The organism is Actinomadura pelletieri DSM 43383, assembly GCF_003634705.1.
Classification (GTDB): Bacteria; Actinomycetota; Actinomycetes; order Streptosporangiales; family Streptosporangiaceae; genus Spirillospora; species Spirillospora pelletieri.
In genome coordinates this window covers 1,457,349-1,468,193 of the sequence record NZ_RBWU01000001.1, presented here as the reverse complement: position 1 = coordinate 1,468,193, position 10,845 = coordinate 1,457,349, and the positions used below count along the sequence as shown (strand labels likewise).

Genomic DNA, 10,845 nt, shown 5'->3' with positions numbered 1-10,845 from the left:
CCGCTACGAACGCAAGCCCGAGCACTTCCTGGCCTTCGTCGGCATCGCCGCCACCCTCATCTGTCACCGCCGACTCGCCAAATGAGATGACGTCTTACTACGACACCCTTGACATGCGGCCGGCTGGCTCGTCGCGGGCTCATGCTGCTACGCCGTACAGGCGGTACCGATGTCTGGCACCTCAAGCTGGCGCAGCCCAAGGGCGGCCGGGACGAGGTCCAGCGGCCCGCCGGAGCGGTCGGCGATCCCTCTTTCCCTGGAGCTCGGCGAGGTCGGCGACGCCCTCGGCGACGGAACCGGCGGATTTGCCTGGCAAGACGTCCCTACTGAACTGCGCGGCGTCATCATCACCGGCCTGGTCGCCATCGCCTCGCTCACATCGGTCCCGCCCACCGTCCTGCACACGCGGGCGAACCAGCTCACCATCTCCAGCCCATTTCTGGGACGCCGCCTGCCCGCTCACCCATTCCGACGATCCCGTCCGCACACGGCACATCAACGCCGCCGCCGGACGCGTCACCGAAGCCGCCCAGGGCGCCACCGCGGGCAACCCCCGTAAAGGCGCCGTCCACACCTGGGCTGATGTCGCCGACCTGCTCGCGTCGTCGTCATACACGCTATGAGCCTGCCGAAAAGACTTTTCAACGAACGGCTCGCGGACATCGCCGAACGGTCTGGCGTACCCACGTGATCATCTGAAGGAAGTCGCAGCACTCGAATCGGGCGGGACCTAGCGTGCTCGCCGAGTCCTCCAGCGGTCCTAGCTCGACCGCGCGAAAACACCGCGCGCAGCCGACGAGTACGTTGACATGGTCCAACACTCGGGGGGAGGGCAGTTAGCTCCACCCGGTACAGCAGCGTGCGGTAGATCAGGCGGTATGGCGGTCGACCGTCCACTTGTGGCGCCACCGCGCAGCGATGGCCGCGTCCTCCTCCGCCGTATCGGCGGGGACTTCCGGACAACCCCCGTCGGACGTCGTGCACACGGGAGTACGACGTCGCAGGTCAGTACCAGTGCCGCTAGCTACAGCGTTGCTGTAGCCCTGGATGTCCACCGCGGTCACCGCCTCGTGCCGCGTCCGGCACGCCGCACTCCCCGGCTGCAGGTGGTTGGTCAGTAGCCCGGGCGGACCGCGCTTCACCGGGGCGACGAAACGGCCGAATCCTGACTGACCATCGGCCGCCTCCCGATCGGTAGCGGCGCCTGCCGTGCCGTTGCAGGGGTCGGGACGCTTGTCGGAACTAGGGTCGTGGTGTGCGCCAGATGCCGTCGTCGGACATGGTCAGCCTGATCTCTTTTCTCGCCGTTCTGCTGATCTTTTTCAGTATCGATGTGCGTTCGAGGACCTCTGCGTCCTCGAAGCCGTGGCACGCCCATCTGTTCGAATGGGCCTCTCGGCTCGGTGGGATCGCGACCGCTCTGGCGCTGGCCCTGGGATGGGTGGACCTGTTCATCCCGGACCAACACAGTGTGATCCATGTGGCGTTCGTGGCCGTCCCGGGATCGGTGGGCGTACTGTGCGCCATCGCCTTGGGCCTGGAAATGCTCTGGCAGCGGTGGGAGTCGCCGTAGCCGGCCGGTTCTGGGTTCAGTCGGGGACGTGCTGGCCGGTTGGCGCGGTGAAGGCGGCCAGTAGGTCGGGGGCCGACCGGTGATTGGGGTGGGCGGCCAATTCCAGGGACGCCTGGGCCACCGTGTGGTCGGTAGAGGCCGGCACGGTGAGCAGATCGATGCGGCGGCCGTCGGCGTAGACCGCGGTGAGCAGCCCGGGGGGCAGGTTGTCGAACCAGCTGAGGCGGACCTCGCGGGTGTCATCCGGGCCGTGGACGAGCAACCGACGCGGATGGCTGTCCCAGTCGCCTGTCCGCAGCAGGACGTGCTTGATGGGCTGATGGTCCTCGGGAGAGCCGTGCGCCCTCAGGGCCAGGAGCAGCCCGGGCAGTTCGGCGACCGGGTCGGCCGAGAGGGGCCACCAACCGCCATCCAGAAGTGTTCGATCACGGCCGCCCCGGGCGGGACCGGTGCGGTCGACCGGGGCGGCCTGCTGCAGGGCCAGACGTGGCGCCGACGGAGGCGGACGGCCAACGGCTGCTCCGGGTCCAGCGGCTGTTCGCATGAAGGGCTCCACTTCCCTCTTTCAATCGAATTTCACCGACTCGCTTCTAAAAACCCATGCTAGCTATAAAATTCGATGACGCAACGCCCATGGGGCAATATTTGCTTTGTCTGCCGGAGTTTCACTCTTTATTTGTTCTTCTTGTATTGCTATTTGTGTTGCTGAGACCGCGGCGCGAGCTCGAGGCCGGGGTGTGGTTGACCGATCCCTCGAAGCCGGAAGCTGCTGTGGAGGCCGCGGTTGGGCAAGCCGCCCGTCCGCTGGTGGGTGCCGGTTCGGATCTCCAGGGATGAGGTGAGCGGGACGTGGTCGGCGGAGTCGAAACCGTGTCTTGGCATCAACTGCAGCCGAGGATCGAAGACGGTGCCATCTTCGCCGGGACCCAGACTCAACACCACGAGGTAGACGCACTGTGGGGTATAGCTACAGATCGCGCGCGCCGGTCCGTGGGAAAACGTCCAGAACCTCAATGCATCGGCCTGAACAGCCACTTCTTAGTTGGCCACCACCCCCGAGAAACACAAATATTCCCGGGCCAGTCGCCGACAACTAGTGTCTTGAGTTGTTAACCGCTCGGCCCGCGGGATCGCGATGTCAGACAGTCAGTCACCGCCCAGCGCCAGCATCATCGCCAGGTCCGCGACCACCTTGCCCGGATCGTGGATCGCCCGCGGTCTGCGCCAGCGTGCGACTGGCCGAGCCCAGTGACCCGGAGCGTTTCTGTCAGCACCCCCGCCGGCCTGCCCGACGATCCCGGCTCCGTCCGAGGACACCGCGAGCTTGGCATGGCGCCCCGGAGCCTTCACGCGAAAGCGGAAGGTCGGCGGTTCGATCCCAACACGGCCCAGACAGGTCCTCTGACCAGCGAAAACATCGATAACGGGTTGACCGTCGACGGTGTCCACCGCTTGAACAGAGAAAACTATCCCCGGATAGGTACCGCCCTCACGCGGCGTTCGAAGGACCTCTGCGCAGCTACATTCCTTCAGCCTCCACCCTCACGTTCCCTTTTGTGATTTCGAGCCTCGTCGAGGCGCCGTTGCGATTCGGCTGGGCCGCTAGCGCTCCTCCGGTCGTGGGTCGCGACGGCGCCGGTCGCCGGCTCCGCGACAACCAAAGTCGTGAAGGCTTTAGACCTTGGCTCGTATCGCCCGGCGTTCCGAAGCCGACACACTCATCCCATGTGGGGATTCATCGGGGTGATCATGATGATCCAGGGCTTTGGCTCGGCCATCGCCAGGATGTTCAGTGACGACGCGAAGTTCGGGTTCCTGCTGAAGTGGGCGCACGACTACCAGCCGTTCGTCGGCATCGCGACCGGCATCCTCGGGATCGGAGTGCTTCTCCTGGGCGAGCGCGGAAAGAGCGCGAAGGGCGGCTAGCGATCAGGGTCCCAGAGAGACGCCCGCTGTGGGGCCACACCCCTGCGTCACGCCAGAGACCAACGACCATGCCGCTCCAGGTGGTGGTCACAACGGTGGACGAGGGCTGGCGACTGGCGTCGCGCGCGCCGAGGCGATTAAGACGCCGAGATCGCGGTGTACGCGGGGGCGGACGGCTGGTTCACGTGTTCCGTGATACTGAGGCCGACATCGCGCTCATCAGTGATTCGCAACCGCGGCAGCTTCGTCGTTGCGACCCTGGCGGTGTTCGACTGACGGTCTGGGCGCCAGTGATCTGCTGGCTGACGAACGCGTGGCGAGGTATCTGTCCGAGGGGGAGATCGCGACATCAAGTGCCGAAACCCAGGCTGCCAGCGACATACCGACTGGCGGATCGCAGCTGCCTGGACATTTGACGGAGCGGCAGGCCATCACCACCCCTCAACGACAAAGTCTCGGCGCACCCAGCGCCGGGGCCCCGCCATGGATCAGCCCTTCCTTTGCACGTGGGCCAACCGCTTGCCAGCCGCAACATGTAGGTCTGTTCGGTCAGTTCAGCCCGCTCCCGCGCTCCTTAATAGGAAGCACCCCCGACGCCCCTCTTCAGATCCAGGACGATGAATGCGATCCGCTTTTCAAATTTCGCCACGGGAACCTCTGAAAACAACGCCAGAAAGGATCCAATTAACTTCCTCCGCTGCCAGATCATTTCCGACGAGTGCCCGCAACACCCACTGCGGCACGTCCTCACTCGGGGGATGGCGTCGTCGAGAGAGCGCGTTATTGCGGATATGGGGTCACGGTCGACTCGAGGTGACTCCGCGTTCTGCCGGGTCGGGCATGCTATGTCAATGGTTAAGGCAGATGGCGACGACCGTCCGAGAGACGTCGGTGATCTCCTGGTGAGAGCTCGGCTTTCCAGCGAGGTGGTTCAGGCGGTCGGGCTGTGGGTCGCCGATCGATGGGCCGGCGAGGGCTTCGCCTGGGTGCGGTCGCGAAAGTCGTGGGAACGCCGAGTGGGCGGGCGTCGGGAGCAGGTGATCCTGACGTCGTCGTATCGGAATCGTGCGGGTCGTTGGACCGAGGTCTGGGTGGAAAGTCTCGCGGTTTTCGACTCGGCGCTCGGTGCCTGGCGGCGTGCGCATCCCGAGCTGTGCCTCGCGCGGGCGGAGGAGCTTCAAGACCTCTTGTGTGCCAGCAGCTTCCTCGACCTGACGTCGAGGTATTCGGTGGAGTTGTCGCAGCCGGAGGGACGGATCAGCCGGACAGAGGCGTGGACTGACCACATTCACGAGATCATCTCGCCGTGGTTCCACAACACGATGGATGCCGCCCGGCTGGCCGAGGTCGCCTCTGAACACCTGGTCAGGACGGTGGCACCCGACCTGGTCGAGTTCGCGATCAGTCGGGGAGAGCGGGAGCAGGCAAGGCTGATTCTCGAGCGTGCCGTAGAGATCCGCCCGATGTATCGGGACGCGTTCGAGGACGGCCGAGAGATGGCCCGTTCCGGTGTGCGGCCGGACTGGCCTTCGGCTCCCTGCCTCGGTTGGAGCAGTGTGGTCCATGACCTGTGGTGAACCGGCGGCAGGTCGAATGCGGGCAAAACTGGTCATGACCCGCGTCCGGGAAGGCTGTCCCGGAGCGTTGTGAGCAAGATGAAGGCGCTCGTATTTCCTAGCTGAGAAGGGCGGGACGGCTGGGTGGAGGCTTCAGCCGGCCATTCGGCGAGTGCGTCGCGGGTCGCGCGGGCTTCGCGTTTGTCGTCGTCGAACTTGACTTCCAGAAGCGGCCAGCGTTGGCCTGTTTAGGCAGGAAGAAGGGGCAGCGGGCGCAAGCGAGCCGAATACGGGTCTGGGGTGGCGTCCGGCGTGCGATCGGTCTCGGTGAGCAGCTCATGCCCGTGGTCGGGGAGGTCGCGGGGTCGGGTACCGGTCGGCGGGGGCCTGTGCGGCGTAGTCGGCCCTCGGGCGGCCGGGTTCGTGGCAAAGTGGCGGGATGTCTGGCGCGCGGTATGGGATGGATGCGCCCTACGGGTTCAGCTTCGTGGGCTTAGTCGTGTTGGGGTTCTGGGTGACCGGGCTGGTGATGGCGGTCACCGCCGATCTGGCCGCCGCGCTGCCCGCGTTGGTCTCGGGGACCCTGCTGGCGGGATGTCTGGCCTTGAGCCTGCACACCACCCTGCGCGGCAAGTTCCTGGTCTGGCGGGACGTGCTGGACGAGTTGGACCTGCGTGGCGACGAACGGCTGCTGGACCTCGGCTGCGGACGCGGCGCCGTCCTGTTGGCCGCGGCCCGGCACCTCCCGCGGGGCCGGGCGGTCGGCGTGGACCTTTGGCGCGGACGGGACCAGTCCGGCAACACCCCCGCGGCGACCCTGCGCAACGCCCAAGCCGAAGGCGTCGCCGACCGTGTGCACGTACAAGCGGGTGACCTGCGCAGACTCCCGTACGCGGAGGCAAGCTTCGACCTGGTGGTGTCCAGCCTGACGGTGCACACCATCTTCGGCTCGGACGCTCGCGCACAAGCGATCACCGAGGCGTACCGGGTGCTACGGCCGGGCGGTCGCCTGCTGATCGCCGACCTGGCGCGGACCCCCCGCGAGTACGCCGCGGTGCTTACCCGGCTAGACGCCCAGGACATCCATGTGCGCGGCCTCGGTTGGCGCGCGTGGTGGGGCAGTCCCTGGGTCCCGACCCGCCTGCTCACCGCCCGCAAACCAACCATCCCCTGAATACACCTCAGGTCTTATGGTCACCTGGCGTTCGATGGGGCGCCCCCGATTGCCGTGGACGTTGCCGCAAAAGGGTCGAAACGGCGCCTGGTTTCGGGCCGGGCGCATCCCGTAGCTTCCGTAGCCGTCCTCTTGTCGTCGAGCGAAGTGTGAGCGTAGATCGTCATGGTGAATCCGATGTCACGGTGCCGGACGATGGTCACGTGAAGCAGCAGCGAGGCGGGACGGGTCGCCTGGCCCGTCCCCGGCTCCGTAGCCGTCCGAAGCCTTAGCCATGACGAAGGTGGGCGGCAGGATGGGGGTGTGGCTGAGTCTTCGCTGCCTGGTGGCTTTGTGAACGTCAGTGTTCGTGTTGGTGACACGGTGCGTCGGCGGCCTGCCGCTCGTGCGGAGTTCGTTCATCAGCTCCTTGTGCTGTTGGAGCGGGTCCGGTGGGACGGGGCGCCGCGGTTCTTGGGGATGGACGAGCAAGGTCGCGAGGTGCTGGGCTTCGTTGAGGGGCATGTGGCGTGGGAGCCGGTTCAGCCTTCCGGGGTCGGCAGTGATGAGAGTCTGGCGCGGGTCGCCGAACTGGTCCGGGAGTTCCACGACTTGACGGCCGAGACGGCTCTGGCGGGCGGTGAAGAGGTGATTTACCACAATGACCTGTCGCTGAAGAACACGGTGTATCGGGATGCGGGTGCGGGGCTGCGTCCGGTCGCGTTCATCGACTGGGATTTGGCCGCCCCTGGGCGGCGGGGTCTCCTTCCTTACGGTCAGTTCTTCTGCCGTCCACGCAGGTCGAAGTCGCGTACACCGCCGGGAATGGGAATTCCTCGTTCGTCCAGCAAGGTGAGCTTCGCCCACGTGGCGCCTCCGGGTGCCGTGATCGCGGAATAGCGGGGACCATTCGGGTCGTCCGGACGAGGGACTGTCGACGCGATGCGCGGTCCGCCCGCCGACGTGGTGATGCGCACGCTGCGTACTCGAGGATGGAAAGCACCGACGACGACCCAGTTGCTTGTGCGATCATCCCTACGCCCGAGGCGGGTGGCCAACCAATCAGCCTCGTCAGGAGACTTGGGTTCGATCTGCTTGCCATGGCAGCCGTCCTTGGTCGGAAAGCCTTCGAAGCCGACCCCAGCGGTGTCCCAGCCGGCGCCGATCGGGTTCCGCCGCTTCGAGACCAGTTCGACGCCGGGCAAGAGATTCCCGCAGACATCCTTGTGGAATGTGGGGACCAACCAATACTCGTCTCCCCCGGACTTTCCGTGGAAGATCGCATGCTCGGTGGGGAGTCGTTCGACGGTTCCGGGCCCGGAATGGAGATAAACGAAACCGAGTGTCGGTACGGCAAGCGTTGTCAGCCCGGCTGCGAGGACGACGCGACGACGACGGCGGCGGCGGCGGCGGGAAGTACGTTCTGGCCTGACCGGGAGGGTATCGACCGTCATGGCGACTGCGGTCAACGTGTTGCGCAGGTGGGCGTCGAGTTCGGGGTCTACGGGGACGCTTCGTTCGTTCATTGGATCACCTTCCTGAGTCGATCGAGGGCGCGCTTGAGATCGGACCGGATGGTGCTCGGCGGCCTGGCGAGGAGTTCGGCAATCTGGATCAGCTGCATGTCTTCGTAGAAGTGCAGGACGATGACGATCCGCTGCCTGGACGGCAGTTGCTTGATGAGTCTCCAGGTCTCATCGACTTCGGGGATGTGGGTCGTGGGCTCGGAGACTCGTCGGCCGCGCTCGCGAAATCGCCGCCGGTGCAGGTCGTTGGCCCGGTTCACCACGGCACGTTTGAGATACGCGGACGGCTTGTCGATCTGCTCCCAGTTCTCACACGCCGTGGCGAAGGCGGCCTGAACGAGGTCCTCGGCATGCTCACGCGACCCGGTCAGCAAGAAGCCCAGACGTATCAAGTCCGGACGCTGCTCTCTGTACACCCGTTCGAGGTCAGGCGGATCCGTTCTTATCGTTTCCGTCATGCCTTCTGTGTCGTGGCGGCGGGCGCCGACGTTGCAGTCGAGATCGACCGGGCTGCAACCGCTGTATCAAGAGGGATCGACAAGTCGACCGGTTGAACGAGTCGAACCAGAGGGCTTCGCGACGCTCTGGACTTCCGGAAGCCTGGCGGCGGTTCGCGCGAATCTGTCCGTCCCACCGTCTCGCCGTGCGCTCGAACGAGCATCCCGGTCGGCGGTGAGGGCAGGCGGGGGGGTGCTAACGCGTTCGCTGACTACGAGCCTGGACGGCTCTGACGCGGTTGGAACCCGGAGGCGCGTACGAACTCCACCTACAGGTAGCCTCCTCCGCGTCCACCGCCAACTGGCTCCCTCGATCGCGCGAAATTCCCTCACGATGAACAGACGCATCGTAACCACTGATTGCCGGTGAGCCGTCTCGGCGTGCGAACGGTCGGCGGCCTCGTCGACCTTCTCACCACCGCCCAACCGCACAGCCCTACCGGTCACCCACCCTGACACCGATACCGCCGCCCGTCACCGAGCCCCCTCAGCATGACGAGGGGGCGGCGTGGTGGGTGAGGTAGACGGGGTCATTTCCGTGGTGGACGGGGCGTTCGTTGATGGTGATTCGGGGTGGCAGACCTTGGTGAAGAGGGTGGGTTGGGTGCGGCGCTTGTCTCGCCGGGTGGTGACGGGCACGTTGTTGCGAATATGCGGTAGAGGCCCGGCAAGATGGTTGGGTATCTGAGTTCTCGCTGCCTGGTGGATTCGTGAACGTCAGTGTCCGTGTTGGTGACACTGTGCATCGACGACCTCCCGCACGTGCAGAGTTCGTTCATCAACTGGACCGCCGTTGGCGTGGCATCGCTGCGGCTGCCGCAGTCGGCGATGGTCCGTCTTCGGGGGGCTGGAGTCGTTGGTGAGGTGCAGGCCGCTCAATGCCTGGGTCGAGCAGCACCGAGTTGAGCTGGCATCGGGCTTGGTGTCGTAGGCGGTTGATCGTCTTCATGCCCGGCAGGCTCCTCGCGGAGTGCGGTGAGGGAGACGGAGGCGTTACCGCAACTACCTAGCGGTGGATGCCGAGTGGTAGGAAACCGTCGCGCCAGCATGGATCACCATTCCGGTTCACTGTTGTCCCCACTCCCACGCTGGCACCACGAACGGCGAAATCGTTGGGGCCGCTCCGAAGGCGGCCCCGTTGGCCGAACGGTGAGCATGGCTCCGGTCCAGCATCCGCAGCGGTGCCCTCCTTCCGGGTTAGGCAGGGAGGACGTTGTGGGTGCGGCGGAACACGTTGGTGGGGTCGTAGCGGCGTTTGACTGCGGCCAGGCGCCGGTAGGTGTCCGGTGGGTAGGCCGCCGCGACGTCTGCGGGGTCGGCCGAGCCGAGGAAGCCTACGTAAGCGCCTGAGCCCAGGGCGCTTACCTGCGACCATCGGCGCATCGCTTCGTCCAGGAGACCGGGGGGCGCGGCGTCCGGGATGAGGAAGGCGGCCGCCACCATGACTTCGGCGTCCCGGTGGGCGAAGGCGGTCGCGTCATGGCTGACGCGGGCGGTCGCGCCGCCCAGGCTGCGTAGTGAGAGTGCCGCTCCGCCGGCGGTGAACAGTTCGTGGACGGCGGTGATACGTGCGTCGTTGAGTGTGTCGAAGAAGGTGTTGCGGACTTCCATGCGCAGGCCGGGAGGCAGCGGGCCTGCGTCCTCAAGCACTTCGGCGTAGGGCATGGCGGCGATGTCGTCGGATGTGACCTTGGTGAGTGCTCGGAACGGGCGCAGCGCCTGTTCCGCCTCGTCGTCGTCCGAACTGGCGTAGCAGCATGTCAGTGTGACGCTCGGGGGATGTCCGGGCATCGCCGGCATGAAGCTGAGCGTCGTGGTCAGTCTCTCGTTGGCGGCCCGCATCAGGTCGCGCCAGCCGGCGATGAGTTCTGGCAGGTCGTCGGTTTGGTAGCTGATCGTTCCGAAGTGGACGGACCTGATCGGTCGGGCGATGAAGTCGAAGCCGACCGCGACGCCGAAGTTGCCGCCGCCGCCACGCAGCGCCCAGAACAGGTCGGCGTGCTCGACGGCGTCCGCTCCGATCAGTCGGCCGTCCGCGGTGACCAGCTGAACCGCCGCCAGGCTGTCGATGGCCAGCCCGTGCCGGCGGACCATCCAGCCGATGCCGCCTCCCAGTGTCAGTCCGCCCACACCGACCTGCTTGGTGTCTCCCGCGGTCAGCCCCAGTCCGTGCCGGTCCAGCGCGGCGGCCACCGCGCCCCAGGTCGCGCCCGCACCGACGCGGACCCGCCCGGAGACCGGGTCCAGCAGGCGCACCTCGTTGATCCGGCGGGTGTCGATGATCATTCCGTCGGTGTTGGTGCTGAGGCCCGCCATGCTGTGTCCGCCGGATCGCACCGTCACGGCCAGCCCGGTGTCGGACGCATGGCGCAGCGCCGCCGCCACCCCGGCCGCGTCGCGGGGACGGACGACCAGGTCGGGCGTGCCCTCGGCGAAGAGAGCCGCCGCGGAATCGGCGTAACCCTCGTCCCCCGGCCTTAGTACTTCCGCGACCTTGTCCAGCGCCGCTACGGGACGTTCGTTGCTCGATATCTGTGTCATGGGGACGATGCTGCCGACCGTGAAGGTCCTCGGTCGTCCGGTACAGGGTGTGTCTTTCTCCTGCTCAGCGGGG

The 10,845-nt window shown here is 66.2% G+C and carries 9 protein-coding genes and 2 pseudogenes; 6 read left to right on the top strand and 5 right to left on the bottom strand.

Annotated features, from left to right (window positions below):
- A pseudogene (locus BZB76_RS35190) lies at window positions 1-85 on the top strand (IS5/IS1182 family transposase); the annotation flags it as partial.
- Between the two features lie 1,170 nt (window positions 86-1,255).
- Window positions 1,256-1,573, top strand: a complete 318-nt coding sequence (locus BZB76_RS06695; RefSeq protein WP_121433348.1) for a hypothetical protein — start codon at window positions 1,256-1,258, stop codon at window positions 1,571-1,573.
- A gap of 16 nt (window positions 1,574-1,589) precedes the next feature.
- Here the strand turns inward: BZB76_RS06695 and BZB76_RS06690 are convergent, their stop codons facing one another.
- Both BZB76_RS06690 and BZB76_RS06685 read right to left on the bottom strand, forming a co-directional pair.
- Window positions 1,590-2,117, bottom strand: a complete 528-nt coding sequence (locus tag BZB76_RS06690) for a DUF5994 family protein (RefSeq protein WP_147449356.1) — start codon at window positions 2,115-2,117, stop codon at window positions 1,590-1,592.
- A 602-nt stretch (window positions 2,118-2,719) separates the two neighbouring features.
- Window positions 2,720-3,022, bottom strand: a complete 303-nt coding sequence (locus BZB76_RS06685) for a hypothetical protein (protein ID WP_147449355.1) — start codon at window positions 3,020-3,022, stop codon at window positions 2,720-2,722.
- 276 nt (window positions 3,023-3,298) lie between these two features.
- Between BZB76_RS06685 and BZB76_RS06680 the strand changes: the two genes are divergently transcribed.
- From BZB76_RS06680 to BZB76_RS35740, 4 genes and pseudogenes are all read left to right on the top strand, one after another.
- Window positions 3,299-3,499 (top strand): hypothetical protein, encoded by a 201-nt coding sequence (locus BZB76_RS06680; protein ID WP_121433345.1) that lies wholly within the window; start codon window positions 3,299-3,301, stop codon window positions 3,497-3,499.
- Between the two features lie 851 nt (window positions 3,500-4,350).
- Window positions 4,351-5,076, top strand: coding sequence for a hypothetical protein (locus tag BZB76_RS06675; RefSeq protein WP_147449354.1), 726 nt, complete (start codon window positions 4,351-4,353; stop codon window positions 5,074-5,076).
- Window positions 5,077-5,494: 418 nt separating this feature from the next.
- Entirely contained in the window at window positions 5,495-6,229 is a 735-nt protein-coding gene (locus BZB76_RS06670) for a class I SAM-dependent methyltransferase (RefSeq protein WP_121433343.1), read from the top strand.
- A gap of 303 nt (window positions 6,230-6,532) precedes the next feature.
- Window positions 6,533-6,949 (top strand): annotated as a pseudogene (locus BZB76_RS35740) (trifolitoxin immunity protein); the annotation flags it as partial.
- A gap of 35 nt (window positions 6,950-6,984) precedes the next feature.
- On the opposite strand, the gene BZB76_RS35735 reads toward BZB76_RS35740, so the two are convergent.
- The 3 genes from BZB76_RS35735 to BZB76_RS06650 form a co-directional block, all read right to left on the bottom strand.
- The gene (locus BZB76_RS35735; RefSeq protein ID WP_246006785.1) at window positions 6,985-7,734 is read right to left on the bottom strand and encodes a hypothetical protein; all 750 of its coding nucleotides are present in this window, start codon (window positions 7,732-7,734) and stop codon (window positions 6,985-6,987) included.
- Complete coding sequence (locus BZB76_RS06655) at window positions 7,731-8,192, bottom strand: RNA polymerase sigma factor (RefSeq protein WP_121433340.1); 462 nt, start codon at window positions 8,190-8,192, stop codon at window positions 7,731-7,733. The genes BZB76_RS35735 and BZB76_RS06655 overlap by 4 nt, the downstream gene beginning before the upstream one ends.
- Before the next feature lie 1,236 nt (window positions 8,193-9,428).
- Window positions 9,429-10,772, bottom strand: coding sequence for an FAD-binding oxidoreductase (locus BZB76_RS06650; protein ID WP_121433339.1), 1,344 nt, complete (start codon window positions 10,770-10,772; stop codon window positions 9,429-9,431).
- Window positions 10,773-10,845: the final 73 nt, after the last annotated feature.

Excerpts from the sequence above, each read along its gene's own strand:
- BZB76_RS06690 (WP_147449356.1), bottom strand. The coding sequence starts at position 2,117 with ATGCGAACAGCCGCTGGACCCGGAGCAGCCGTTGGCCGTCCGCCTCCG.
- BZB76_RS06680 (WP_121433345.1), top strand. The coding sequence starts at position 3,299 with ATGTGGGGATTCATCGGGGTGATCATGATGATCCAGGGCTTTGGCTCG.
- BZB76_RS06675 (WP_147449354.1), top strand. The coding sequence starts at position 4,351 with ATGGTTAAGGCAGATGGCGACGACCGTCCGAGAGACGTCGGTGATCTC.
- BZB76_RS06670 (WP_121433343.1), top strand. The coding sequence starts at position 5,495 with ATGTCTGGCGCGCGGTATGGGATGGATGCGCCCTACGGGTTCAGCTTC.
- BZB76_RS35735 (WP_246006785.1), bottom strand. The coding sequence starts at position 7,734 with ATGAACGAACGAAGCGTCCCCGTAGACCCCGAACTCGACGCCCACCTG.
- BZB76_RS06655 (WP_121433340.1), bottom strand. The coding sequence starts at position 8,192 with ATGACGGAAACGATAAGAACGGATCCGCCTGACCTCGAACGGGTGTAC.
- BZB76_RS06650 (WP_121433339.1), bottom strand. The coding sequence starts at position 10,772 with ATGACACAGATATCGAGCAACGAACGTCCCGTAGCGGCGCTGGACAAG.